The organism is uncultured Algibacter sp., from assembly GCF_947495675.1.
GTDB lineage: Bacteria > Bacteroidota > Bacteroidia > Flavobacteriales > Flavobacteriaceae > Algibacter_B.
In genome coordinates this window covers 1-26,545 of the sequence record NZ_CANLZX010000018.1, presented here as the reverse complement: position 1 = coordinate 26,545, position 26,545 = coordinate 1, and the positions used below count along the sequence as shown (strand labels likewise).

Here is a 26,545-nt window from a genome sequence, read left to right as displayed (position 1 = left end):
TTATAAATACTTAACAGGATTGGTATTTGTCTGTGATAAAATGATTGCAAAATTAGTAATTTTTTTTGTAAGATATGCAACTAAAAGATTTTTTGTGTACTGCTCGCTTTCATAATGGCCAATATCTGCTAAAAGTATGCTGTTTTCGGCAGTAAAAAAGTCGTGGTATTTTAAATCGGCGGTTACAAAAGCATCGGCACCATTGGCTTTAGCAGCTTGTATTGCAAAACTACCCGAACCTCCTAATACAGCGACTTTTTTTATTTTTTTATTTAATAATGACGAATGCCTAATGCATTCTGTATTCATTTTAGATTTTAAGTGCTTTAAAAAACTAAACTCATCCATTGGTTTATCAAATTCACCTATCATGCCCATACCAATATTTTGGTTTTTGTTTTCAATAGTTGTTATCTCGTATGCCACTTCTTCATAACTATGTGTTTTAAAAAGCGTTTCGAGAACTTGATTTTCTATGTGTTTTGCGTAAGTAATTGTAATTTTAGTTTCTGCTTCGGTGTGTGTTTCTCCTTTTTGCCCTTTTGTAGGGTTTGATGCTTCATTGCCTTTATAGGTCCCTAAACCATCTACATTAAAACTACAATTTGAATAGTTGCCTATATTGCCTGCCCCTATATTAAATAATGCAGCTCGTAACTCTTCAGCTTCATTTTTTGGAACATATGTGGTTAGTTTCTTTATGGTTTCGCTTTGTGGGATTAAAATTTGCTTATTTATTAATTCCAATTGATTGCAAATCATATCGTTTACACCTAGCAATGCATTATCGAGTGCTGTGTGTATAGAGAAAATAGCAATGTCATGTTTTATGGCTTTTATAACCACGCGCTCTACATAATTTTTGCCTATTAGTTTTTTTAAACCTTTAAATATAATAGGGTGGAAACTTACAATAAGGTTACAGTTAGCTTCAATAGCCTCGTCAACAACAGCTTCAAGCGTATCTAAAGTCACTAAAATACCTGTTACTTTTTGGGTTTTATTACCTACTAATAAACCAACATTATCAAAATCTTCGGCATAGGCCATAGGGGCTAATGCTTCTAAATGATTTATAACATCTTGTACAATCATATTCATTTGTATTTAAATTCAAAGATAAAATAATTACTTTCGTTGTAATGAAATTTTTGCGTTACATATTATTTCCTATTGTTCCAATATATTATTTGGTAACATGGTTAAGAAATACATTATATGATTTAGGTATAAAAAAATCTGTTTCTTATGATTTTCCTGTGATTTGTGTTGGCAACTTAAGTGTTGGTGGTACAGGAAAAACACCCATGATAGAAAATTTAATTCATCTTTTAAAATCGGACTATAAAGTAGCTACTTTAAGTAGAGGTTACAAAAGAAAAACACAAGGTTTTCAATTAGCCAATACAAACTCTACCGCAGAAACTATTGGTGATGAGCCTTTTCAATTTTATTCTAAATTTAAAAAAGACATATTTGTTGCTGTTGATTCTGATAGGCAAAATGGTATTGAAAAATTAAAGGAAGCACATCCAGATGTTATTCTTTTAGATGATGCTTATCAGCATAGAAAAGTTAAAGCTGGGCTTAATGTTTTATTAACTACCTACGCAAATCCTTATTTTAAAGATATTGTTTTACCAACAGGTAATTTAAGAGAACCTGGTTTTGGTGCTAAGCGAGCCCATATTATTGTAGTTACTAAATGCCCAGAAGATTTAAGCGAAAACGAAAAAGATATTATTTTAAAACGTATTAAACCTAAAGCTTACCAACATGTATTTTTTAGTTCTATTGTGTATTCTGAAACTTTAATTTCGGCTAAAAACACTATGGTTATTAATGACTTAAAGCCGTTTACTTTAGTAACAGGAATAGCAAATGCTAAACCTTTAATTGATTTTTTAGATAGTAAAAATTTAAAATTTGAACATTTAAATTTTAAAGATCATCATGATTTTACTAAAGAAGATTTAATAGCTTTTGAAAAAAAAGAGATTATTGTAACAACTGAAAAAGATTTTATGAGATTGAAACAATTTGAATCATTAAAGGATAAACTTTATTATTTACCAATAACTGTCAAAATTAATGATGCATCAAAATTTAATAACAGGGTTTTAAGTTTTATTAAGAACTAGCTTTCGAAATTTTATTTTTACTTGCTAAAGCATTGTAAAGTTTTTTCTCAAACTCTTCTTGTTTAAATGGTTTAGGGATAATGTCTGTAAACCCTGCTTCTTCAAATTCATGCATTTTATCTTCAATGGTAACAGCCGTAAGTGCAAAAATGGTAAGCTCTTTATCAAATGCTCTTACACGTTTTGTGGCTTCCATACCACTAATACCTGGCATGTGAATATCCATTAAAATTATGTTGTAATCATTGTCTTTTATTCTTTGAACGGCATCTTCACCATTATCAACAATATCACATTTAAGATCCATTTTAGTTAAAATCTTTTTGGTAATCATTTGGTTAATCTTGTTATCCTCAACTACTAGTATTTTAACTTTTGATAAATCTAAATCACTCTTATTACCATCAAAATAATTTGATTTATTTTCTTCAGCTTCTTTTATGTTAGTATGTTCTAAAGGAATTTCAAAATAAAAAGTGGTTCCCTTTTCTAATTCACTTTTTACATAAATTTTTCCTTTTAAGATATCAATTAATCCTTTTACAATTGAAAGTCCTAAACCTGTACCACCATATTTTCGGTTAATTTGAATAGAGCCTTGTGAGAAGCTTTCAAACATGTGGTCTTGCTTTTCTTGGCTAATACCAATACCATTATCTTCAACCTCAAAACGTAATGTAAATATTTTACCTTGTTCTTCAATTTTATAAACACGAATCCAAATATCTCCATCTTTGGTAAATTTTATGGAGTTACCAATTAAGTTAATAAGGATTTGAGAAATTTTTAACTGATCTGCAATAAAGTTTTCAGGTAAATCTTTATCGTATTCAAAGTGAATTTTAATATTATTATCAATAGCTGAATTATTAAGCGCTAGGATAATGTTGTTTATTTTCTTTTTTAAACTGAAAGATTCAGGTTCAATATCTACTTTGTTGGCTTCAATTTTATTTATTTGGAGTATATCATTAATGAAAGTTAAAAGATAATCACCAGAAAATTTAAGAGATTTTAAATGTTGTACTTGTTCTGGTCTTGGGTTTTCATCTAAAAGCATATTACTTAAGCCAGTAACGGCATAAAGCGGTGTTCTTAGTTCGTGTGTTACGGTTGATAAGAAGTTGGCTTTAGTTTTTGAGGCTAACTCGGCTTTTTCTTTAGCAATAATAAGTTCTCCATTTTTTTTATGAAGCATATTATTGGTTTTTAGCCTAATATTATTATTCTTATATAGAGATAAAGTTAATAGCGATAAAATGGTAATTAAAGCAACACTTAATATAGAAATTAATGTTCCTAAATTTTTATCGTCTTCTGCTTTTTCTAATTTTTGAACAACTTCTTTGTTTTTTTCAATTTCTTCGTTTAATCTAAATTGAGTTTCTTCATTTCTACTAGAATTAATTCTAGTTAAACTTCTTATAGAATCTGATAATTGAAGGTGCGATTCTAAATAATCTCTAGATAATTTATGGTTTTCTAAATTTTTATATAACTCACTTATAATTAAATATCCTTCGTTGGAAATATTAGTAAATTTATTTTTTCTTGCAATTTGAATTCCTTCTAAAGCAACCTCTAACGCTTTTTCGTCGTTTCTTAACTTGTTATAAACTTTTGCGTGATTAATTAATGCTTCACTCTGTATTTTATAAAAATCGTATTTTTTAGCCATAGCTAAAGATTGCTCAATAATATCTCTAGCTTTTTTGTAGTTTTTTAATTCTATGTAAGTTTGACCTTCTCGTAATAAGGTTTCTGCTAATTCCTCATTTAAATCTTCTTCTTGAAATTTAGATTTTGCTGCAGTATAAGAATCTAAGGCAGAGTAATAATCTTTTTTAGCCAAATAGACATCGCCAAAAGATTTGTAAGAGCTACCTAAGTTTACATTATCATTAATTATTCTTTGAATTTCAATGGCTTTATTTAAAGATTTTATTGCTTTATCTTCTTCTTCAAGAATAAGTTCTAATCTTCCTTTAATAGCGTAAATAACTCCTATACTCTTTTTATTGCCAGCATTTTGAGCTAAGCTTAGAGCTTCATTAAGATTTTTTTTAGCTTTAAAATAATTGTAATTCTCTAACTCCGTTTGTGACTGTTCAATACGGTAGTTAATGTTATTTTGTAATAATTCAGGGTCTTCAGCAATAGCTTTTTGTGCAAAAGTATTGATGCTAAAAAGCATGTAAATTATGAGTATGTAGTTTTTTATTTGGGGCATTTTCAATAAATATTGCGGGACAAATATAATTATTTTATCGATAAAAGACATTATTTTGCCGATAAATTACATAATAAGTCAATTATTCTTTGTGAATAACCAGTTTCATTATCATACCATCCTATAATTTTTACCATTTTTCCTATAACCGATGTCATTTGTGAATCAAATATACATGAATGAGGATTTCCTACTATATCTATTGAAACGATTGGATCTTCAGTATATTCTAAGATACCTTTATAATTATTTTTAGAGGCAATTTTAAATGCATTATTAATGTCTTCAATAGTAACAGTTTTTTTTACATTAAAGGTAATATCTGTTAAAGATCCATTAATAACAGGTACTCTAATACCACAACCTCCTATAACATCAGAAAGCTCTGGGAATATTTTAGTAAGTGCTTTAGCTGCTCCAGTAGTTGTTGGTACAATAGATTGGCTGGCTGCTCTAGAGCGACGTAAATCTCTATGTGGTTGGTCGTGTAAACTTTGGTCTGTAGTGTAGGAGTGTACCGTAGTAATATAGGCTTGATTAATACCGCATAACTTATTTATAACATCAATCATTGGTGCAGCATTATTAGTTGTGCACGATGCGTTAGAAATTATAGTCTCAGAACCATCAATACTATTATCATTAACTCCTAAAACAATGGTTTTTATATCATCTTCTAAAGGAGGAACACTTAAAATAACTTGTTTTGCTCCATTTTTTACATGATGCATTAGTTCTGATGTTATTTTGAATTTCCCAGTAGATTCTATTACAAAATCAACACCAAAAGGTTTCCAATTAATATCTTTTGGATGTTTTTTGTTTAAAAGAGAAATGCTTTTATTGTTAACAATAATATGGTTTTCATTATGTGAAATGTTACCATTAAAAACACCGTGTACACTATCATACTTAAGTAAATGACTTAAAGTTTTAGCATCTGCTAAATCATTTATGGCCACAACTTGTATGTTATTATAGTTTTGAAGTAAATTAAAAACACGTCTACCTATTCTACCAAAACCATTGATAGCTACATTAATCATCATTAATTTATATGTTTTTGTGCTTTGTAAGATGATCTTACTAAGGCACTACTTTCAACATGTCTAAATCCTAACTCCAATCCAATGTTTTCGTATTCTTTAAACTGGTCTGGATTTATAAATTGTTTTACAGGTAAGTGTTTTTTACTTGGTTGCAGGTACTGTCCAATAGTAACCACATCCACATCATTATCTTTTAGGTCGTGAAGCGTAGCGATAACTTCCTCTCTAGTTTCACCTAAACCTAGCATAATACCAGATTTTGTTCGTCGTTGGCCTTGTTTTTTTAAATATTTTAAAACCCCCATACTTCGGTCGTATTGAGCTTGTATTCTAACCTCACGTGTTAAACGGCGAACTGTTTCAATATTATGAGATACCACTTCTGGAGCCACATCAACAATTCTATCAATGTGTTTTTCAATGCCTTGAAAATCTGGAATAAGCGTTTCTAGCGTTGTCTCAGGATTCATTCTTCTAACTGCCTTAACGGTTTCTGCCCACATAATGCTTCCCATATCTTTTAAATCATCTCTATCAACACTAGTTAAAACAGCATGTTTAATTTGCATAAGTTTTATAGAGCGTGCTACTTTTTCTGGTTCATCCCAGTCTACTGTTTCTGGGCGTCCTGTTTTAACACCACAAAATCCGCAAGAGCGCGTACAAACATTACCAAGAATCATAAAAGTTGCAGTTCCTTCACCCCAACATTCACCCATATTTGGACAACTACCAGAGGTACAAATGGTATTTAGTTTGTATTTATCAACTAAACCCCTTAGTTCGGTGTATTTTTTTCCTGTTGGAAGTTTAACCCTTAGCCATTTTGGTTTTGCTTGTCGTTCTGGTAATATATTCGATGTACTTTCGGTGTTCATGTCTCTAAAATATAGTTTACAAAGATACGAAGTATTCTTTTAAAATGTTACCTATTTAAGTTGATCAGAAAGGCAAATTGAGATTTAATAACTACAAAAAAATATAGATTCATTTTTTAATTTTTTGCGTTACCAAAAAGGGTTGTGCTTTATGTTTTGTATCCTAGCTTATACCAATAATTATTTGGAACTCGCTAATGGCTTTTACTGCAAATCCTAACGCAATTATATATTTGATTTAGAGTTTTTACTTTTCTCTAATAATTTCGGCCAAAAGTTTTTTTGCTCTAAGTAGTTTTACTTTTATATTACTCATTGGCTCGTTAAGTTTTTTAGAAATTTCTTTATAACTTAATTCTTGAAAATACCTAAGATTAATAACTTCCTGGTAATGAGGTTTTAGTTTTTTAATATCACGAAGTAGTTTTGCCAAATTCTGTTCGGTAATTAATTTATCTTCTGGTGAAGGAGATTCATCTAAAACTTGAAAAAAATCTCGATCATCTTTTGAAATTACTTGAACAATAGAGTTTTTTTCTTTTCTCAATAAATCAATATGAATGTTCTTTGATATTGTTATTAACCAAGTTTTAAAAGTATATTTTTCATCAAAAGAATTAATCTTATCAAATGCCTTTGAGAATGTTTGAATGGTTATGTCTTCTGCATCATTTTCATTATGAGTGCGTTTTAATTGAAAACCATAAACACTATCCCAAAAAGTATCTAATAAAAAATTAAATGCTTTTTGGTCGTTCTTTTTAGCACGAGAAATGGCTTCGTCTATTTCCAATGGTTGGGTTTTGAGATAAGATTATTTATAAAGATAGTTAATTGAGTAATAATTAAAAAGATTTCTAGAAAAGGGAGTAAAATTAATAAATCTGTTTCGCCAAGTTTTTTTGAGGAAAATCCAATTATGATATATTGTATTATTATTCTAAATAAGAATATACCTAAAACAATATGCCAATTATATAATATTGTAAAAAGTATTAAAGCTAATAACCAAAACATAAAATTTGAGATATATAAAAGCCCTAGAATAATTTTATGTTTTGTTTTGTAATGTTTAGCTGTTGAAACATGCCTTCTCTTTTGTTTAAACCAATCTTTATAAGTTGTCTTAGGTACAGATTCTGTAAAGCTATCTTTTGTAAAGCAAATTGCTGTGTTTTTTGATGTCGCTATTTGATTTATAAATAAATCATCATCTCCAGACCTAACTTTTATATGGTTTATAAAGCCATTGGCATCAAAAAACTCTTTTTTGGTATATGCTAAATTTCTTCCAACGCCCATATAAGGCAAGCCTAATTTGGCAAAGGAAAAATAATTTATTGCTGTTAATAGCGTTTCAAAACGTATTAATTTATTTAAGAACGATGATTTTATTTTTGAGTAGGCACCATAACCTAAAACTATAGATTTTTCGTTACTAAAATAGCTACTCATGTTTTTTATCCAATCTTTTGAAACAGGCTTACAGTCGGCATCAGTAAATAAAAGATAGTCGTTTTTTGATGCTTTTATTCCGAGGGTTAGGGCATATTTTTTGTTACCCCAAAAAGCTTCAATATTTTTAACATCAACTACTTTTATATGACTATATAGTTTTGAAAAATCTTGGATAACTTCTAAAGTATTATCGCTTGATGAGTCATTAATTAATACAACTTCAAAATCAGGATAATCTTGTTCTAGTATTGAAGGTAAAAAGGCTTTTAAGTTTTCGGCTTCGTTTTTAGCACATATTATAACGGAAAGCGCTATGTTTTTTTGAGTTTCTTTTTTTGATTTTAAGAATGCAAACCTTCCAAATAAAAACAAATAAATTAAAGCTTGAATAATAACTATAGCTATAAAACTATAGAAAACAAAATCAAGAACCCCCATGTATTACTATGAATGTTGAGTTTCGTTACAATCACTAAATTGATCTGGAGTTTTTCCACAAAAACCGCAAGACTCACCTTCTTTATTTAGCATAGGGTTTTGGCTGGCGCAAGTTCCAGCAAATTTACCGTCTTTTTTTGCCCATATTTTAATGGCAATTCCAGCTATTCCTAATCCTAAAAGTACAATGGTTATTAAAAGAAGTTTCATTGAGAGTTGTAATTATTTCTGCAAAGATAAGATTTTAGTTCGTTAATTTTAAAAGAATCAAGAAGTAAACTTTGGTGACTATTTTAGCTTTTAGTGTCTCAATATTAAATGCTTATACATTTTGTATTATTAACTAATTTAAAAAAATATAATCATGAAGAAATTATTTGCAGAGTTTTTTGGAACTTTTTGGCTTGTTTTTGGAGGTTGTGGTAGTGCTGTTTTTGCAGCAGGTTACCCAGATTTAGGAATTGGCTTTGTAGGTGTATCATTAGCCTTTGGTCTTACTGTTTTAACCATGGCTTATGCTGTTGGTCATATTTCGGGTGGTCATTTTAATCCAGCAGTTTCATTAGGCTTATGGGCAGGAGGCAAGTTTGAAGCTAAAGATTTGGTAGGTTACATTGTTGCGCAATTAATAGGCGCAATTGCAGCAGCAGGAGCGTTGTATTTAATTCTAACTAATAAAGCCGATTTTGTTACTATAGGAGGGTTTGCTGCAAATGGGTATGGTGATTTATCTCCAGATGGCTATTCAATGACAGCTGCTTTAATTGCAGAGTTTTTACTAACCATGTTTTTTTTGTTAATTATACTTGGAAGCACAAATGATAGAGCACCTAAAGGATTTGCTCCTATAGCTATAGGTTTAGGATTAACTTTAATACATTTAATAAGTATTCCTATAACTAACACATCTGTTAATCCTGCTAGATCTACAAGTCAAGCATTATTTGCTGGAGGTGAATTTACAGGACAACTTTGGTTGTTTTGGGTAGCTCCAATAGCCGGAGCAATTGTTGCTGGTTTTATTCACAAATCATTATTTGATAAAGCATAGTTAAGAATAGATTATTAATTATTCTTAAAAAGAGAAACCTCATTTTATATCGCAAAATGAGGCTTCATTATTCACAGTAAATTGTAATTTAATGTAAACTAATTTGTGCTACAGAGTTTTTAGTAGAAGCTATTGTATTTCCGCCTTTAGGCTCAATTGTTATACTTAATGCAAGTGCATCTTCCATGTATGGAATGCTTCTAAGTTTTCTATCTGCTTTGTCTAAAATACCTAAATTAACCATTTTACCTTGTAACTCTGCCCAAATCTGGTAACATTGTTCTTCTGGTAATTCTGGTAAAGAAACCACATCAATCATAGATGTTTTTTCTTTCGGGTTTATATATGCCACCGTTTTTAAGTCTTTAGCTCGCTCATTTCCTTTAATAATATACTTTTCAGTTTCAGGATTATTAAGCTTTAAAAGTTGTCTCATAACATTATCAAGCATTTTGTTGTTTTGCTCGATGTCACTTCGTAAATCAAATAATTCTTCAACTACAACCTGATTTTCATTTGAAAGTTTCTGGTTATGATTATAAAATAAATATGAAGTACCGGCAAAAATCAATGCAGCAATACTAGCGGCAATACTAAATTTATACCATTTTTGATATTTTTTAACTTTATGTAATTTAACAACTGGAGCATCATCTAATTCTTCTAAAATATTGCTCAATATGTTTTTTGGCGCTTCTACAGCATTAGCTTTGGCAACCACTTCTAGGTTGTGTTGCATCATGTTGTAAGTGTTCTCTATTTCTGGGTATCTTAATATAAAAGATTCCACCTTTTCTGCTTCTGCAGAAGAAGTTTCACCTAAAAGATATTTGTCTAATAGGCCAGAATTTAAAAAAGTAGTTATTTTCTCATTCATGACTTTGGTTATTGAGGGTTGTAAATTTTTTTCAATTCACGTAATCCTATTTTCAATCTTGATTTTATTGTTCCTAATGGAATATCTAATTCGTCGCTTGCTTCTTGCTGCGTCATGCCCTCAAAAAAGAGTGCATTAATCACTATTTGATATTTTTCATCTAAGCTGCTTAAATGTTTTTTTATATCTAAAACATCCTGATTTAGTTCGTTGGATGTTACTTTATATACGGTTGAAGTTTCCATTTGGACTTCATTCTTTATTTTATTTTTTTGTGATCGTATTTTGTCTATCGCAGTATTGTAAGCAATTCGATATAGCCAAGTAAATAATTTTGCTTTACTTGAGTCGTATTTTTTCGCATAACGCCAAATCTTCACAAATGTTTCTTGAAGTACATCTTGTGCAGTATCATCATCACTAATTACTTTTTTAATAACACCTAATAATGAATCAGCATAATTTTCATACAATAAACTAATAGCTTTTTTATCGCTATTTTGTAATAATGAAATTATTTGCTTTTCTATCGGTGAAATCAAATCAAGTATGTTTTATATAGTTGTTTTGTTGGTAATTGTTTTACCAAAGTTAGAAATTTCTTTTGTATTATAAGATATTTACTTCAGCTTCAATGGAAATACCAAAAATGCGCTTAATTGTTTTTTGTATTAATTTGGAAAGTTTAAGTATGTCTGCTCCTTGAGCATTACCATAATTAACTAGAACTAAAGCTTGGTTTTTATGGATACCATAATCACCAAATCTTTTTCCTTTAAAACCAGCTTTTTCTATAAGCCAACCGGCTGGCACTTTAACCTCATTCTCTGAAACTGGATAACTAGGTGCATCATTAAAATTTAAAAGAATCGAATTAAAGTGAGTTTTAGAAATAACGGGGTTTTTAAAAAAACTTCCACTATTACCAATCTCTTTTGGATTTGGTAATTTACTTTCTCTAATGCTAATGATTGCTTTAGAAATATCTTGAATGGTTGGGTTGCTAACATTCATAATTTTTAATTGAGAAGCAATAGCACCATAATTAATATTAAGTTTATGGTGTTTTTTTGATAGTTTAAAATTAACACTTGTAATGATAAACTTGCCTCTTGCTTCTTGTTTAAAAACAGAATTTCTATAACCAAAATTGCAATCTGTTTTAGAAAAAGATTTAATGTTTTTGGTACTAAGTTCCATGGCTTCGCAAGACTCAAAAACATCTTTAAGTTCTACACCATAAGCACCAATATTTTGAATAGGCGCGGTACCTACATTGCCAGGGATTAAAGACAAATTTTCAATACCTCCAAAATCATTATTAATACACCAAAGTACAAATTCATGCCAATTTTCACCAGCATTGGCTTGTACAATTACTGTATCTTCATTTTCAGAAATAATTTTTATGCCTTTTAAATTTATACGGATAACAAGACCATCAAAATCTTGGGTTAACAACATGTTGCTACCTCCGCCTAAAATAAGTTTGTTAGGCTGGTTTTCTAAAGATAGAATGTGTTTTAAATCATCTAAATTATTAACCGAAACAAAGTGTTTTGCTTTAGCATCAATACCAAAGGTATTAAAAGGTTTTAATGATATGTTATTTTGTATTTGCACTAGTCTTTATAAACTTTTAAAGCTTCTTTTAAAATATAAACAGCTTTAATTAAGCTCTCCTTATTAAGTACGTAAGCAATCCTAATTTGGTTTAACCCAATGCCTGGTGTAGAATAAAATCCATCAGCTGGTGCTACCATGATTGTTTCATTATCTATGTGGAATTCTTCTAATAACCATTTTGCAAAATGATCAGAATTTTTTACAGGTAACTCAACAATACAGTAAAAAGCGCCTTTAGGTTTGGCAACTTTAATACCCTCAATTTTATTTAGTTCGCTAATTAGTATATCTCTTCTACCTACATATTCTTTAATAACATCATCAAAATAACTCTGTGGTGTATCTAAAGCAGCTTCACTAGCTATTTGTGCATAGGTTGGAGGGCTTAATCTTGCTTGTGCAAATTTGAGAAACGTTTCTCTAACAAGTTTGTTTTTAGTGACTAAACAGCCAACACGTGCGCCACACATGCTATAACGTTTTGATACAGAATCAATGACTACTGCATGTTCATCGATATTAGTTTCTTCCATGATAGAATGATGTTTATGGCCATCATAAACAAACTCTCTATAAACTTCATCTGCAACTAAAAATAAATCATGTTTAATAGCAAGTGCCGCAAGTTGTTCTATTTCTTCTTTTGAATACAGATAACCTGTTGGGTTTCCTGGATTGCAAATTAATATTGCTTTTGTTTTAGGTGTAATTAGTTTTTCAAATGCTTTAACGGATGGAAGTGCAAAATTATCATCTATATCACAAATAGCTGGAACTACTTTAACGCCAGTTGCTGTAGAAAATGCAATGTAATTGGCATAAAAAGGTTCAGAAATAATAACCTCATCTCCTGGGTCCATTGTACTACTAAATAAAAAAAGTAGCGCTTCACTTGCACCTGTTGTAACTATAATGTCTTCATAGGTAACATTAATATTGTGGCTGTTGTAATATTTGGCTAATTTTTTTCTGTAAGTATCAGAGCCCTCAGACCTCGAATAAGATAAAATTTCAACATCGTTTTGTTTAACAGCATTTAATGCAACTTCGGGTGTTTTTATATCAGGCTGTCCAATATTTAAATGATAGATGCTTTTTCCATTTTTAATAGCCTGTTCAGCATAAGGAACAAGTTTTCTAATAGGTGAAGCAGGCATGTCGTGGCCTTTTTTAGATATTGTTGGCATTTGTTAGTGTTTAGTTGCAAAGTTGAGAAATTTATCTTAAAGTTTTTTTAAAAAATGGTAGTAAATAATATTACTACTTATAAGATTTGTAAATTGGTAGTACTCTCAATTAGTATTTGTTAAATGAAAAAACGAATTGTTTTAATGTTGATTTCTATGTGTTTAGGCTATGTAAGCTTTTCACAGGAGAAATTTATGATTCAAAATAAAAAACAATCTGATAAAATAAGATTTAAATTAATTAATAATTTAATTGTTATACCTGTAGAAATTAATGGAGTTTCGCTTTCCTTTTTGTTAGATACTGGTGTAAGTAAGCCAATAATTTTTAATTTTTTGAATGTTTCTGATACTCTAAAAATTAAAGATACTGAGACTATCGTTTTAAGAGGTTTAGGCGGAGGGGAGTCTGTGGAGGCTTTAAAATCATCAAATAATATTTTGAAAATAGGGGAAGCTGTTAAGTTAAATCAAGACTTGTATGCTATTTATAATAGTAAATTAAATTTTGCTCCTAGATTAGGTATTCCTGTTCATGGTATTATTGGGCTGGATGTATTTAAGGATTTAATAGTTGAAGTCAATTACTCAAAGGGTTTTATTAAAATGACAGCCCCAGAAAAATATAAATATAAAGACTGTAAAAAGTGTGAAAAATTAAATCTGGAATTTTATAACGGAAAACCTTATGTAAATGTTAAAGTTAAAATTAAAGAAAAAGAAATACCTGTAAAATTATTAATAGATTCTGGTGGTAGTGATGCTTTATGGCTATTTGAAGACGATTCATTAGGTATTAACTGTAGTGAAAAATTTTTTAACGATTTTCTTGGTCATGGACTTAATGGAAGTGTTTATGGAAAACGATCAAAAGTTGAAGAGTTAACTTTAAAGAGTTTTGTGCTTAAAAAACCAAATGTTTCTTATCCTAACACAGAAAATGTATTTCATGCTAAACAAATTAAAGATAGAAATGGTAGTATTTCCGGAAATATTTTAAAGCGGTTTAATCTTATTTTCGATTATCAAAAAGCATTATTAACTATCTCTAAGAATAATAAGTTTAAAGATAAATTTAGTTATAACAAAAGTGGGATTGAATTAGCACACGATGGATTTAGAGTTTTAAAAGAAATACAAAATAACATTTTTAAAGTAAATGCAACTACAGAGAATAGCAACAATAACAAGATAGATGTAAATGAATATAAAATATCTTTAAAACCAGCTTATATTATAGTAGAACTAAGGAAAGAGTCGCCAGCTGAAAAGGCAGGTTTACAAATAAGAGATGTGATTTTAAGTATTAATGGTAAACAAAGTCATGAATTTACACTTCATCAAATTATGGAAATGTTTTATGATGATGCTGGTAAAAAAATTAAATTACAAGTTGAGCGATACGGAGAGGTGTTAAATATAAGTTTTAAACTAGAAAAGTTGTTTTAAAAAAAAAGCTTGAACATATTGTTCAAGCTTTTTTTTAAACAAGTGTTGATTTATTGTTCCATAACACTTTTTTCTTTTTTATCAAGTACACTAACTTTGCTTGGGTCTACAACCAAACCTTTAATTTTTAAAGCAACAGTAGGTGTTTCTGCATTAGACATTACAGTAATCGTTTTTCTAATAGGATTTACTCTATTAGTGTCATATTTTACTTTTATTTCTCCAGTATCACCAGGCATAATAGGATCTTTAGGTTTTGATGGTACTGTACAACCACAAGATGATTTTACGTTTGAAATAATAAGTGGCTCATCACCAGTATTAGTAAATTCAAACACTCTTACTCCATCAGCACCTTTTTCAATGGTTCCATAATCAATAGTTTCTGCTTTAAACTCAATTTTTGCTTGTGCGTTTAAGCTTAAACTTATTAACCCGATAAATAAAATAGTAATTAATTGTTTCATGATTTTATCTTTTTTATGTATTCTTAATTTTAAAAGCCTCATATTTAATTGGGCGTATTATTTTTAATAGTTCTAAAACCTAGTCAAACATACTTACTTTTCCTATAATCTACAAAATTAATAGACGTAATACAGACATATTAACATATTCAACTCGGTTAAAAGTACATACAACATTTCTATGATTTAGTTTAAATAATGTTAAATTTCACATATTTATTCACTTATCAATAACTGTTTATATCTTTCATAGAAAAAGAAATATAAGTACTTTTGCACATCAATATTCAAAAACTATTCCAAAGCATGCAAATTCCATCAAAATATGATGCAAATCAGGTAGAAAGTAAGTGGTACGACTACTGGATGAAACACAATTATTTTCATTCAACACCAGATGAAAGAGAGCCTTACACCATAGTAATACCGCCACCAAATGTTACCGGTGTGCTGCACATGGGGCACATGCTTAACAATACCATACAGGATGTACTTATACGTCGTGCACGATTATTAGGTAAAAATGCATGTTGGGTTCCGGGTACAGATCATGCATCTATAGCCACAGAAGCCAAAGTAGTTGCTAAGTTAAAAGAGCAAGGTATTGATAAAAATGATTTGTCTCGCGATGAGTTTTTAAAACACGCCTGGGATTGGACCCACGAGTATGGCGGTGTTATTCTAGAACAGCTTAAAAAATTAGGATGTTCTTGCGATTGGGACAGAACAAAATTCACCATGGACGACGACATGAGTGAAGCTGTAATAAAGGTTTTTGTCGATTTATACGAAAAAGGCATGATTTATCGTGGTTACCGTATGGTTAACTGGGATCCTGAGGCTAAAACAACCTTGTCTGACGAAGAAGTAATACATGAAGAGCGTCAAGGTAATCTTTACTATTTAGAGTATAAAATTGAGGGAAGTTCTGATACGCTAACCATTGCAACTACACGTCCTGAAACTATTTTTGGAGATACAGCAATATGTATTAATCCAGAAGACGAGCGTTTTTCTCACTTACGTGGAAAGAAAGCCATTGTACCTATTTGTAATCGTGTTATTCCTATTATTGAAGACGAATATGTAGATGTGGAGTTTGGTACAGGATGCTTAAAAGTAACACCTGCACACGATGAAAACGATAAGAACCTTGGCGATAAGCATAAGTTAGAAGTTATAGATATTTTTAATGAAGATGCCTCTTTAAATAGCTTTGGGTTGCATTATGAAGGTAAAGATCGTTTTGTAGTAAGAAAGGAAATAGCTAAAGAATTAGAAGACAGCGGTGTTTTAGTTAAAACGGAAACACATATAAATAAAGTAGGAACATCCGAAAGAACTAAGGCTGTTATTGAGCCACGCTTGAGCGACCAATGGTTTTTAAAAATGGAAGAGTTAGTAAAACCTGCCATTAAGTCGGTTTTAGAAGATCATGATATTAATTTGTTCCCAAAAAAGTTCGAGAATACGTACCGCCATTGGATGGAAAATATTCGCGACTGGAACATTTCGCGTCAGTTAATGTGGGGGCAACAAATTCCTGCATATTTCTACGGCGACGGAAAAGAAGATTTTGTAGTAGCCGAAACCATTGAGCAAGCCCTTGAGAAAGCTAAAGTTGCAACGGCAAACCCACAACTTAAAGCATCCGACTTAACTCAAGATAAAGATGCCTTAGATACTTGGTTCTCATCTTGGTTATGGCCAATGAGCGTTTTTGATGGTATTCGTAATCCTGAAAACGAAGAAATTAAATATTATTACCCAACCAACGATTTGGTAACAGGTCCAGATATTTTGTTTTTCTGGGTGGCACGTATGATTATTGCTGGATATGAATATAAAGATGAAAAGCCTTTTCAAAATGTTTACTTAACAGGTTTAGTTCGCGATAAGCAACGCCGTAAAATGAGTAAATCTTTAGGGAATTCTCCTGATGCTTTAAAACTTATAGAAGAATATGGTGCCGATGGTGTTCGTGTTGGATTATTATTAAGTTCTGCAGCAGGAAACGATTTAATGTTCGATGAGGCACTTTGCCAACAAGGAAAAGGTTTTGGGAATAAAATTTGGAATGCCTTCCGTTTAATTCAAGGTTGGGAAATTGATGAAACTATACCGCAACCAGAAACAGCAAAAGTAGGATTGGAGTGGTATGAAGCTAAGTTTCAAAAGGCTTTAGTTGATATTGAAGATCATTTTAGTAAATACAGACTTAGCGATGCTTTAATGTCTATTTATAAATTAATCATGGACGATTTTTCTTCGTGGTTATTAGAAATTATTAAGCCAGCTTATCAAAAACCAATTGATGCAAAAACGTATGCATCGGTTATTGAAGCTTTCGAAAATAATTTGAAAGTATTGCATCCGTTTATGCCATTCCTTTCGGAAGAAATTTGGCAGTATATTTCAGAACGCACACCAGAAGAAGCTTTAATTGTTTCTAGATGGCCAGAAGCTAAACCAATTAACGAGGTCTTAATTACCGAGTTTGAATTTGCAACTGAGGTTATTTCGGGCATCAGAAACATTCGTAAACAAAAAAACATAGCCTTTAAAGATGCTATTTCTTTTTCAGTAATAAATAATGAAAAATCGAATACAACATTTGATGGTGTTATAGCTAAACTAGGAAATCTAGAAGGTATCGAAACTGTTTCTGAAGCTATTGAAGGTGCATTAACCTTTAGGGTAAAATCCAACGAATACTTTATTCCAATGGTTGGTGCTATTGATGTTGAGGCAGAAATCAAGAAGTTAACCGAAGAGCTTAATTATACTGAAGGATTCTTAAAATCGGTACAAAAGAAACTTTCTAACGAGCGTTTTGTAGCCGGAGCACCAGAGCAAGTCGTAGCAAGCGAAAAGAAGAAAGAAGCCGACGCTTTAGCTAAAATAGAAACTTTAAAAACGAGTTTAGCTAGCTTAGGTTAGTAATAAGCTTATACGTAAAAACGTAATTTTATATACATTGCAAACAGCCATGGTGTTTTAAACACCATGGCTGTTTTAATTTAAAAGACTTAGTTTTAAATCTTCCCTTAAATTATAAGGTTGCTTATTAAATACATTTTTAAAATAAGTTTCAAATAGTCCGCTGTATTTTAAATTAGATATGTTGGCATCAAAAGTATTTGGGTAGTAATAATCCTTAATTTTATTAGTAAAACCTCCTTTTCTGTAGAGGTAAGAAAGCGAAGTGTTTAATACCATAATCTCTTCAAAATTATTAAAACTGGTTTTACCACGCATTTTATATAGCGCATTGTATTCTGGTAGGGCAGAGTGAGCATAATCAATATAGTTATGCAGCATTTCATGCAAAATACTTTCAACTAAACCTTCTTTTAAATAGTCTATTCTGTTTTTATTGGCAGTACTATTGCCATAAATTGGTTTGCTCCCTAAGTTTAAATGTCCTAAAATGTTTTCGCTATCAATATTTACAATAGCAATATTTCTGTATAAATCTATAGTATTATTGGTATCTGCATAGCCATCTAAAATCAAATACAATCTGTTTGATGCAATGGCCGAAGGATTTTTGTTAAAACCTATCCAAATAGCTTGGTTGGTATTTAAGTAATTAAAACCAGCACTTGGCATTGGCTTTGGGCCAAACATAGTATTTTTAATTAATCGGATATAGGCTTGGGGATATCTGTATTTTAGAATGTTAATGGCCCGCAAAGCGTAGTATACATTTTGTTGACTAACTGTATCATTTGTTTCAGTTGAAATATAAAAGTAATCGTACTTATACACGTGAAGCTTTTTGTTTAATTCCGGAGCTTTTTGGTTAGTAATTTGGTTTTTAGAAAAAAGCTTTAAGGTGTTAGGGTGTATGTGCCCTAGATAATGTAATGTCTTTTCATTAAAAGGAACCTTCATATTAGATACTAAGGCGCCGTTGTTTATTTGGTTTTGGATACTTGTGTTTATTTTGGTTTCAATTTCTATTTCCGAAAAGTTTTGTTGTTCAATTACTTCTGGATTCAGCCCATGTAAGTTGTGTTTTCGCCATTGCTTTTCGGGTAGGCTTATTTTGTTTTTACATGATATTTGAAGTAATAATAGAGGGAAGAGTATGAATAGAATATTTTTCATAATCAAGTCATTTTGTAAAGTGTATTTTTCAAAACGTAATCGTTTACCATGATACTATGGACAAGATTATTCTCTGTATAAAAAGTAATTTGTTACCAGATCAATATAGGCTTGTTTTGCTTCGTCTTCAGAAAGCCCTTTTGCTTGAAATAAAGCGTTTGTTTTAAACGCATTAATTATTTCTTTTTTACTTTTTGGACGTCCGTAGTCGTTGGTAGCTTTTTTGTAATACGCATATAATTTTAAAAGCGTATCCGCAGGAAAAGGCTCTTTATGCGCATTTACTCGAGCTACGGCATCTTGAAATTCTATGTCTAATGCCTTATTACTCATTAATCTCTGCAATAATACTTTCGCCACCACGAACTTTTTGATTTAACTCAACTTTAATTTTGGTGTCTAAAGGTAAATACAAATCTACTCGCGACCCAAATTTTATAAATCCAGATTCACCACCTTGAATGGCTTTGTCGTCAACTTTAGCATAATTTACAATTCGTTTTGCTAATGCCCCAGCAATTTGTCTATGTAAAACTTTACCGTAAGTAGCATTTTCTACCACAACTGTTGTACGTTCGTTTTCTTCACTTGCTTTTGGATGCCATGCCACCAAATATTTTCCAGGATGGTATTTACTAAATATAACCTTTCCACCAATTGGATAACGTGTAACATGCACATTTATTGGAGACATAAACACACTTACTTGTAAACGTTTATCTTTAAAATATTCCTTTTCAAAAACTTCTTCAATAACAACTACCTTACCATCTACAGGCGAAATAACTTGTCCATCGTTAAGATGTGTGAGCCTTTTTGGGTTTCTAAAAAATTGTAATATTAGAATTAAGAATATTAATAACACTATCATGATTGAAGTTCTCAACCAAATAATATCAATAAAACTATCTATTAATAAAAAACCAGCTACAACTATTATAAGTGTAATGATTATAATTTTATGACCTTCTTTATGAAACATAATTCAAAATTCTTAAAAATAAATATATAAATGGTGCAGCAAAAATAATACTATCTAATCTATCTAATAATCCGCCATGCCCTGGCATAATTACACCACTATCTTTTACGTTGGCCTGTCTTTTAAATTTGGATTCTATTAAATCACCCAAAGTTCCAAACACACTAATAATAATACTCAAAATTAGCCAATTTGTAAAACCTAAAGTTTCTGTAAAGGTAGCGATAAAATAACTTGCTATACATGAAAAGAACAAACCGCCAAGAAATCCTTCTACCGTTTTTTTAGGTGAAATAATTTCAAAAAGTTTTTGTTTGCCAAAGTTTTTTCCAACTAAGTAAGCAAATGAATCGTTTACCCAAACTAAAATAAAAGAACCTAGTAAAATGTTTGGATTGTAAACTGAATAATAATTAGCAATTAAAATTAAAAATACAAATGCACTTGATAAATAGAATGTTGTAAGTAAAAAACGTTTTGTAGCAAATAGAGGAATGCTTCTTCTTGAAAATAAATCCTTAATTAAAAATAATTCTACAAATATTGATAATACCATTAATATTTGGGTAGCTTCTTTTAATCCAGTATTGGTGTTTAAAACAGCTTGCCAATAGCCAAAAATGGCATAAATTAAAATAAAGATAATGTATGGGATATTGCTTTTTAACTGAATTAGTTTTTTAAATTCTCCAATACAAATTAATCCAAAAACAAAAAAAAGAATAATTAATACTTGTTCAAAACAAATAGAGACAAGTAATAATATAACATAGATTAAACCTGAAAGTGAACGAGTAAGTGTTTCTTTCATTTTATAAATCTTCTAAGAGTAGGAGGTATAGGTTTTTTGCGCTACTACCATAACTTAAAAAATCTTTTTCATCTCCAGATTTGAAATGCTTTATAGTTGTAATGTTCGTTGGTATTTTTTGTCTGTTTTTAGATTTAATACCACGTAAGCCTTCACCTATATTTTCTACTATTTGACTAGTTGTGGCAAATACTATAAAATTGAAAGGTAACTCTGGAAGTTTTTTTTCAAAAATTTGTTTTGATGAAATTAATAATGAACCATCATTGGCAATTAAATTTTCACAAGTTGTTAAAAAGTAAGTTGCTTCACTTACTTTTCTGGTAGGAAGTAAATTTGAATTTTTGAATTTATTTTTTAATTCAGAATCAAGTAACAAAACTTGTTCTTCTTCCCAGTCATTTTCTTCAATAATATGACCAAGATTATTATAAATTTCATTTAAGTTTTCACAATACAAGAACTTACCGCCATTAGCTTTAAAGTTTATAGTAAACCTTTCATCTATTGGTAGTTTAATCTCTGGCATATATTTGCCACGGTCATCAGATTTTAATTCTTCATCCGATCGATCAGATTTAGAACCAAAAATTTTTCTAAAAAGACTCATTTAATGTGTTGCTATTAACTGAAATTTTAATGAGGTTTTCCAAATATAAAAAATCTTAAATTAACCTTGCGATTAATTTAAGATTTTTACCATATGCTTAACAAATTTAGTTATTAAGATTATTCTTCTTCGTCTTTTTTATCTTCTTTAGAACTTAAAGGTAGCTCTTTTTCAAAAGGACGTTTTCCAAATATCTTTTCAAGATTATCTTTAAAAATAACCTCTTTTTCTAATAATACCTCTGCAAGTTCAGTAAGTTTGTCTTTATTTTCTTCTAATAATTTAATAGCACGTTGGTATTGCTTTTCAATAATATTTGAAATTTCTTTATCTATAAGTTCGGCAGTTTGTTCACTATAAGGTTTTGTAAAACCGTATTCGCTTTGTCCTGAAGAATCGTAATAGGTAAGGTTACCTATTTTATCACTCAAACCATATACAGTAACCATAGCTCGAGCTTGTTTAGTTACTTTTTCTAAATCGCTTAATGCGCCTGTTGAAATTTTATTGAAGATTACTTTTTCTGCAGCACGACCACCTAGTGCAGCACACATTTCATCTAACATTTGTTCTGGACGAACTATTAGGCGTTCTTCGGGTAAATACCAAGCAGCACCAAGTGATCTTCCACGTGGTACAATAGTTACTTTTACTAGAGGTGCAGCATGTTCTAACATCCAACTTGTAACGGCGTGTCCTGCTTCATGAAATGCAACAGCACGTTTTTCACTTGGTGTTATAATTTTATTTTTCTTTTCAAGGCCACCTATAATTCTGTCAACAGCATCAAGAAAATCTTGTTTATCAACAGCTTTTTTGCCATTTCTGGCAGCAATTAAAGCAGCTTCATTACAAACATTTGCAATATCTGCACCTGAAAAGCCAGGTGTTTGTTTAGATAAGAAATCTAAATCCAGATCTTTAGCCTTTTTAAGAGGTCTTAAATGGACTTCAAAAATCTCTTCACGTTCGCGTACGTCTGGTAAATCAACAAAAATCTGTCTATCAAATCGTCCAGCACGCATTAATGCTTTATCTAAAATATCTGCTCTGTTTGTAGCAGCTATTACTATAACATTTGTGTTTGTTCCAAAACCATCCATTTCAGTTAATAACTGATTTAGAGTATTTTCTCGTTCATCATTACTTCCAGACATGGCGTTTTTACCTCTTGCACGTCCAATAGCATCAATTTCATCAATAAATATTATTGATGGTGATTTCTCTTTAGCTTGTTTAAACAAATCTCTAACACGAGAGGCACCAACACCAACAAACATTTCTACAAAATCTGAACCAGATAATGAGAAGAAAGGCACTTTTGCCTCGCCTGCAACAGCTTTTGCTAATAAAGTTTTACCTGTTCCTGGAGGTCCTACTAGTAATGCACCCTTCGGAATTTTACCTCCAAGAGTTGTATATTTTTCTGGGTATTTAAGGAAGTCTACAATTTCTTGTACTTCTTCTTTAGCACCTTCTAGACCAGCAACATCTTTAAAACTAGTTTTTACTTCAGTATTTTGGTCAAAAAGTTTCGCTTTAGATTTTCCTATGTTGAAAATCTGTCCACCAGCACCACCGCCAGCACCACCAGACATGCGTCGCATAATAAAAATCCAAACTCCAATTAATAAAATGAAAGGTAAAATACCCATTAATAAATTGCCCCAATCATTGGTTTCTGTATCAAAGGTTATTACCGGTTTAGTTGCCAGATCTTCTGTCATTTCATTTAACTGATTTTCAAAATTTTGAAGATCACCAAATTCAAATCTATAATTAGGTAATTTAGTCGCTGATGGTATGAATGTTTGAGGTTTCGAGTTTTTGTGAATCTCTTTAGCCTCTGCATCTTTAGTTAAATATACCTTCGCAACTCTAGTGTTTTTAACTATATCAACACGATCAATATCACCGTCTTCTAGATATTTAAAAAAGTCTGAAGGAGTTGTTTTATTAGCATTTTGATAATTACCTCCACTAAATAATTGATATCCTAGAAAAAGAGCTATTAAAATACCGTAAATCCAATACGGGCTAAATTTTGGTTTCTTGTCTTTTATGTTTTTTTTGTCGTTTGCCATTTTGTTTTTTTAGTAACTCGTTTCTATAACTGTAGTTTTTGCATCGCCCCAAAGACTTTCAATATCATAATATTCTCTAATATGTTTTTGAAATACATGTACTACAACATTTACATAATCCATTAATACCCATTCAGCATTATCTGCTCCTTCAATATGCCAAGGATTATCTTTAAGAGTTTTGCTTACTTTCTTTTGTATAGAATTGACTATAGCGTTTACTTGCGTATTTGAAGTTCCTTCGCAAATAATAAAGTAATCACAAACCGTGTTATCAATCTCTCTTAAATCTAAAATATTTATTTCTTTACCTTTAACATCTTCAATACCACTAATTATGACTGATATTAATTGATCTGTGCTTATTTTTTCTTTCGTCATTAAATATATTTAATTTGTGCAAAGTTATTATTTTTTTAGTTCTTTATACTTTAAAATAATCATAAGATTTCAGAGTATTTTAATAACTTGTATATGCGTATAATCAAACTTAATGCCATCGATTCAACAAATAGCTACTTAAAACAGCTTTATTCTAATGAAATTATTGAAGATTATTGCGCTGTAATTGCAGAAAATCAGACACATGGAAGAGGTCAAATGGGGGCCGATTGGACTTCTGAAGCCAATAAAAACCTTACTTTTAGTGTTTTTAAGGACCTTAATGGGTCTAAGATAAATGAATTATTTTATGTAAGTATTGTGACGGCATTATCGGTTTTAAAAGCTTTAGAGTTTTTTGGAATTCCTCGATTATCAATAAAATGGCCTAACGACATTTTGTCAGCAAATAAAAAAATCTGTGGTATTTTAATAGAAAATGTCATAAAACAAAATAATTTTAACGCTTCAATAATTGGTATTGGCTTAAATGTAAATCAAACAAATTTTGAAAATTTGCCAAAAGCAACCTCTTTAAAATTAATTTCAGGGAAAGAATTTAATTTGGAGGAATTAACAATAGAGATTATTAATAATTTGAAAGATTACTTTAGGCTATTGAAAGATGAAAAATATGATGTTTTAAAGGCAGAATACGAATTTTACTTATTTAGAAAAAATAAACCTTCGACATTTAAAGATGCTGAAGGCTTGATGTTTTCTGGAATTATAAAAAGTGTTTCTAAAACTGGACATCTTCAAGTATTGTTAGAAAATAATAGCTTGAAAGAATTTGATTTAAAAGAAATCACGCTTTTATACTAAATTGACTTAGGAATACTAGTAGCTAGAGTTTCTATAAATTTACTAATAGGACTTTTTATCATCATAGCCATCATAGGGTTGAAATCTCCTGTGAAATCAAGTTTAACTTCGCTTGAGCTTGCATCAATTTGCGTTATGTTTGCAATTAATGAAAAATCTATTTTTCCTCCAGCAGCTCCTAGTACTATTTTATTTGGTGGAATTACTTCTTTCTTTTTAAGAATAATCTCAGGCATTCCTTTTAATGCAAAAAGAAATTTATCCTCATCTATAACTTCAAATTTACTGATGTTTTCAGGCATTAAAGATTCAAAGTTTTTTATATCTGATAAAAAATTAAATACATCTTCTGGAGATTTGCTAACGCTTATTTTGGGAGATTCTAAATTCATAATGTTGTTAAGTTTTATTTATTAAGTTGAAAAGTTGTAAGTCTTTATTATTTTACAACTTAAACAAGAAAGTATAAATATATCAATTAGCGTTCCATTCACTTGGATTGGTATTCCATTCAGATAAAGTTTTTAATTCTTTTTCAGAAATATAATTTGTTTCTAAGGCTTCTTCAAGTAAACTTTCATAATTACTCAACGTATTTAAGCGTATGTTTTCTTTTTGAAAATTTTCTTTGGCAACATCAAAGCCATAAGTAAAAATAGCTACCATACCTTTAATATTTAGGCCAGCTCCTTTTAAGGCTTTTACTGCGTTTAAACTACTTTTTCCAGTACTAATTAAATCCTCAATTACAACAACATTTTGACCACTTTCAACAAAGCCTTCAATTTGATTTTTACGTCCATGTCCTTTTGCATCTGGTCTAACATATATAAAGGGTAGACCTAAATATTCTGCAACTAACATACCTATACCTATAGCGCCTGTTGCTACTCCAGCTATAACATCAGGTTTGCCGTAATCTTTTTCAATATGTTTACCCATGGTTTCACGAATGTAATTACGAATAGGAGGAAAGGATAATATAATTCGATTATCACAGTATATTGGTGATTTCCATCCAGAAGCCCAATTAAAAGGGTCATTTGGACTTAATTTTATTGCATTTATTTGTAATAAAACTTCTGCGGTTTTTTTAGCGGTGTCTTTGTCAAAAATCATGATGCAAAATTAAACATTAATTTAATTCCATAGAGCTCTATAAAGACATAAAATCATATTTTTTTTAACATAGATAAATTTTTTAATTATTTTATTATTAGTGACATAATAACTTTATTGTGTGTAAGGAGCTACAAATAATATATTTTTTTCGATAAACAGCACATCTTTTTGTTTAAATAAAATAACATAAAGTTAAACAAGTAATATTATTGTTTAAATTTGTATTAAATAATTTAAACAAAAGTATCATGAAAACAAAATTACCCAGCCTAATAACCAAATCTAGATACCTATTTTTTTTCATATCCTTTTTATTTTCATTCCCAACTTTTGCAGATGTTGGTTGTGGGAGCATAGAAGGATTTGAGTTTACCAACGGACACGAGTCTGTAGCTATAGCAGATGGTGATACATATGTATTTAATGATTTACCTGGACATTTTTTTGTAAATGTTCTTTCGCATGGTGATTCACAAAGTGTTAAATATATTGTTGAAAATTTAGATACAGGGCATAAATATGTAATTATTGAAAATACTCGACCTTACACTTTTCCTGCAGGTAATGGAGACTGGTATTTAGGAAACGGTAAATTTAAAGTAACTGCAAACTTATATAGATACAATTTTGGTTTTGGAATATGTGATACTAAGACAATAATATTCACAATAGGAGATGAAGCATGTACTGCCGATGCAGGTACCTTACAAGCTACAGAGCGCAATGTAACGCTAACAGGTGATTCCGCAATGCTTCGTGCTACAGC

General features: G+C 30.3%; 27 protein-coding genes. 6 read left to right on the top strand and 21 right to left on the bottom strand.

Translation table 11 applies throughout. From position 1 onward, the window contains the following. Positions 1-1,095 (bottom strand): Nif3-like dinuclear metal center hexameric protein, encoded by a 1,095-nt coding sequence (locus Q0842_RS12695; RefSeq protein ID WP_298498624.1) that lies wholly within the window; start codon positions 1,093-1,095, stop codon positions 1-3. Positions 1,096-1,142: 47 nt separating this feature from the next. On the opposite strand from Q0842_RS12695, the gene lpxK reads away from it, so the two are divergent. Beyond that, on the top strand, positions 1,143-2,141 hold the full coding sequence (gene lpxK / locus Q0842_RS12690; RefSeq protein ID WP_298498622.1) for a tetraacyldisaccharide 4'-kinase: 999 nt from the start codon (positions 1,143-1,145) through the stop codon (positions 2,139-2,141). On the opposite strand, the gene Q0842_RS12685 is transcribed toward lpxK, so the two are convergent. The 6 genes from Q0842_RS12685 to Q0842_RS12660 all read right to left on the bottom strand — a co-directional run bounded on the left by Q0842_RS12685 (position 2,131) and on the right by Q0842_RS12660 (position 8,404). After that, entirely contained in the window at positions 2,131-4,371 is a 2,241-nt protein-coding gene (locus Q0842_RS12685) for an ATP-binding protein (protein ID WP_298498619.1), read from the bottom strand. The genes lpxK and Q0842_RS12685 overlap by 11 nt on opposite strands. A 50-nt stretch (positions 4,372-4,421) precedes the next feature. Beyond that, positions 4,422-5,417, bottom strand: coding sequence for a type I glyceraldehyde-3-phosphate dehydrogenase (gene gap, locus Q0842_RS12680; RefSeq protein WP_298498803.1), 996 nt, complete (start codon positions 5,415-5,417; stop codon positions 4,422-4,424). Between the two features lie 2 nt (positions 5,418-5,419). Next, positions 5,420-6,298, bottom strand: a complete 879-nt coding sequence (gene lipA, locus Q0842_RS12675) for a lipoyl synthase (protein ID WP_298498616.1) — start codon at positions 6,296-6,298, stop codon at positions 5,420-5,422. 247 nt (positions 6,299-6,545) lie between these two features. Continuing rightward, entirely contained in the window at positions 6,546-7,091 is a 546-nt protein-coding gene (locus tag Q0842_RS12670; protein WP_298498614.1) for a sigma-70 family RNA polymerase sigma factor, read from the bottom strand. Next, complete coding sequence (locus tag Q0842_RS12665) at positions 7,082-8,194, bottom strand: glycosyltransferase (RefSeq protein ID WP_298498612.1); 1,113 nt, start codon at positions 8,192-8,194, stop codon at positions 7,082-7,084. The genes Q0842_RS12670 and Q0842_RS12665 overlap by 10 nt, the downstream gene beginning before the upstream one ends. 6 nt (positions 8,195-8,200) lie before the next feature. Next, complete coding sequence (locus Q0842_RS12660) at positions 8,201-8,404, bottom strand: membrane or secreted protein (RefSeq protein WP_298498610.1); 204 nt, start codon at positions 8,402-8,404, stop codon at positions 8,201-8,203. Between the two features lie 154 nt (positions 8,405-8,558). On the opposite strand from Q0842_RS12660, the gene aqpZ reads away from it, so the two are divergent. Beyond that, a complete protein-coding gene (aqpZ, locus tag Q0842_RS12655) occupies positions 8,559-9,245 on the top strand; it encodes an aquaporin Z (RefSeq protein ID WP_298498608.1) in 687 nt (228 codons plus the stop codon). Between the two features lie 88 nt (positions 9,246-9,333). Here the strand turns inward: aqpZ and Q0842_RS12650 are convergent, their stop codons facing one another. From Q0842_RS12650 to Q0842_RS12635, 4 genes are all read right to left on the bottom strand, one after another. Beyond that, positions 9,334-10,122, bottom strand: coding sequence for an anti-sigma factor (locus tag Q0842_RS12650; RefSeq protein ID WP_298498606.1), 789 nt, complete (start codon positions 10,120-10,122; stop codon positions 9,334-9,336). An 8-nt stretch (positions 10,123-10,130) separates the two neighbouring features. After that, positions 10,131-10,664 (bottom strand): RNA polymerase sigma factor, encoded by a 534-nt coding sequence (locus tag Q0842_RS12645; RefSeq protein ID WP_298498604.1) that lies wholly within the window; start codon positions 10,662-10,664, stop codon positions 10,131-10,133. 67 nt (positions 10,665-10,731) lie between these two features. Further along, positions 10,732-11,745, bottom strand: coding sequence for a UDP-N-acetylmuramate dehydrogenase (gene murB, locus Q0842_RS12640; protein WP_298498602.1), 1,014 nt, complete (start codon positions 11,743-11,745; stop codon positions 10,732-10,734). Beyond that, positions 11,745-12,935, bottom strand: coding sequence for a pyridoxal phosphate-dependent aminotransferase (locus Q0842_RS12635; RefSeq protein WP_298498599.1), 1,191 nt, complete (start codon positions 12,933-12,935; stop codon positions 11,745-11,747). The genes murB and Q0842_RS12635 overlap by 1 nt, the downstream gene beginning before the upstream one ends. Positions 12,936-13,058: 123 nt before the next feature. Between Q0842_RS12635 and Q0842_RS12630 the strand changes: the two genes are divergently transcribed. Then, positions 13,059-14,384: an aspartyl protease family protein gene (locus tag Q0842_RS12630; protein ID WP_298498595.1), complete on the top strand. Its 1,326-nt coding sequence runs from the start codon at positions 13,059-13,061 to the stop codon at positions 14,382-14,384. Positions 14,385-14,434: 50 nt separating this feature from the next. Here the strand turns inward: Q0842_RS12630 and Q0842_RS12625 are convergent, their stop codons facing one another. Then, on the bottom strand, positions 14,435-14,851 hold the full coding sequence (locus Q0842_RS12625; RefSeq protein ID WP_298498592.1) for a DUF1573 domain-containing protein: 417 nt from the start codon (positions 14,849-14,851) through the stop codon (positions 14,435-14,437). Positions 14,852-15,157: 306 nt separating this feature from the next. Here Q0842_RS12625 and Q0842_RS12620 point away from each other — a divergent pair, with 306 nt between their 5' ends. Beyond that, positions 15,158-17,791 (top strand): valine--tRNA ligase, encoded by a 2,634-nt coding sequence (locus Q0842_RS12620; RefSeq protein ID WP_298498589.1) that lies wholly within the window; start codon positions 15,158-15,160, stop codon positions 17,789-17,791. Between the two features lie 75 nt (positions 17,792-17,866). Here Q0842_RS12620 and Q0842_RS12615 read toward each other — a convergent pair whose 3' ends face one another. From Q0842_RS12615 to rsfS, 7 genes are all read right to left on the bottom strand, one after another. After that, positions 17,867-18,964: a hypothetical protein gene (locus tag Q0842_RS12615; RefSeq protein ID WP_298498586.1), complete on the bottom strand. Its 1,098-nt coding sequence runs from the start codon at positions 18,962-18,964 to the stop codon at positions 17,867-17,869. A 66-nt stretch (positions 18,965-19,030) separates the two neighbouring features. Continuing rightward, positions 19,031-19,297: an acyl-CoA-binding protein gene (locus tag Q0842_RS12610; RefSeq protein ID WP_298498583.1), complete on the bottom strand. Its 267-nt coding sequence runs from the start codon at positions 19,295-19,297 to the stop codon at positions 19,031-19,033. Then, complete coding sequence (locus Q0842_RS12605; RefSeq protein WP_298498580.1) at positions 19,290-19,946, bottom strand: phosphatidylserine decarboxylase family protein; 657 nt, start codon at positions 19,944-19,946, stop codon at positions 19,290-19,292. Before Q0842_RS12605 ends, Q0842_RS12610 begins: the two co-directional genes overlap by 8 nt. Further along, on the bottom strand, positions 19,936-20,757 hold the full coding sequence (locus Q0842_RS12600; protein ID WP_298498577.1) for a phosphatidate cytidylyltransferase: 822 nt from the start codon (positions 20,755-20,757) through the stop codon (positions 19,936-19,938). The genes Q0842_RS12605 and Q0842_RS12600 overlap by 11 nt, the downstream gene beginning before the upstream one ends. Position 20,758: 1 nt before the next feature. Continuing rightward, positions 20,759-21,367, bottom strand: a complete 609-nt coding sequence (locus Q0842_RS12595; RefSeq protein ID WP_298498575.1) for an LUD domain-containing protein — start codon at positions 21,365-21,367, stop codon at positions 20,759-20,761. Positions 21,368-21,486: 119 nt separating this feature from the next. Continuing rightward, the gene (gene ftsH, locus Q0842_RS12590) at positions 21,487-23,451 is read right to left on the bottom strand and encodes an ATP-dependent zinc metalloprotease FtsH (protein WP_298498572.1); all 1,965 of its coding nucleotides are present in this window, start codon (positions 23,449-23,451) and stop codon (positions 21,487-21,489) included. Between the two features lie 9 nt (positions 23,452-23,460). Beyond that, positions 23,461-23,832 carry a ribosome silencing factor gene (rsfS, locus tag Q0842_RS12585; protein ID WP_298498568.1) on the bottom strand — a complete coding sequence of 124 codons (372 nt, stop codon included), beginning with the start codon at positions 23,830-23,832 and terminating at the stop codon, positions 23,461-23,463. Positions 23,833-23,925: 93 nt separating this feature from the next. Here rsfS and Q0842_RS12580 point away from each other — a divergent pair, with 93 nt between their 5' ends. Beyond that, on the top strand, positions 23,926-24,657 hold the full coding sequence (locus Q0842_RS12580; protein ID WP_298498566.1) for a biotin--[acetyl-CoA-carboxylase] ligase: 732 nt from the start codon (positions 23,926-23,928) through the stop codon (positions 24,655-24,657). Here the strand turns inward: Q0842_RS12580 and Q0842_RS12575 are convergent. Both Q0842_RS12575 and pyrE read right to left on the bottom strand, forming a co-directional pair. Further along, positions 24,654-25,049 carry an SRPBCC family protein gene (locus Q0842_RS12575; RefSeq protein WP_298498563.1) on the bottom strand — a complete coding sequence of 132 codons (396 nt, stop codon included), beginning with the start codon at positions 25,047-25,049 and terminating at the stop codon, positions 24,654-24,656. The two genes, Q0842_RS12580 and Q0842_RS12575, sit on opposite strands and share 4 nt — an antisense overlap. An 82-nt stretch (positions 25,050-25,131) precedes the next feature. Continuing rightward, entirely contained in the window at positions 25,132-25,776 is a 645-nt protein-coding gene (gene pyrE / locus Q0842_RS12570; protein WP_298498560.1) for an orotate phosphoribosyltransferase, read from the bottom strand. Between the two features lie 251 nt (positions 25,777-26,027). Between pyrE and Q0842_RS12565 the strand changes: the two genes are divergently transcribed. Next, positions 26,028-26,545 (top strand): hypothetical protein (locus Q0842_RS12565; RefSeq protein WP_298498557.1); only part of this gene is annotated, 518 nt, incomplete at its 3' end.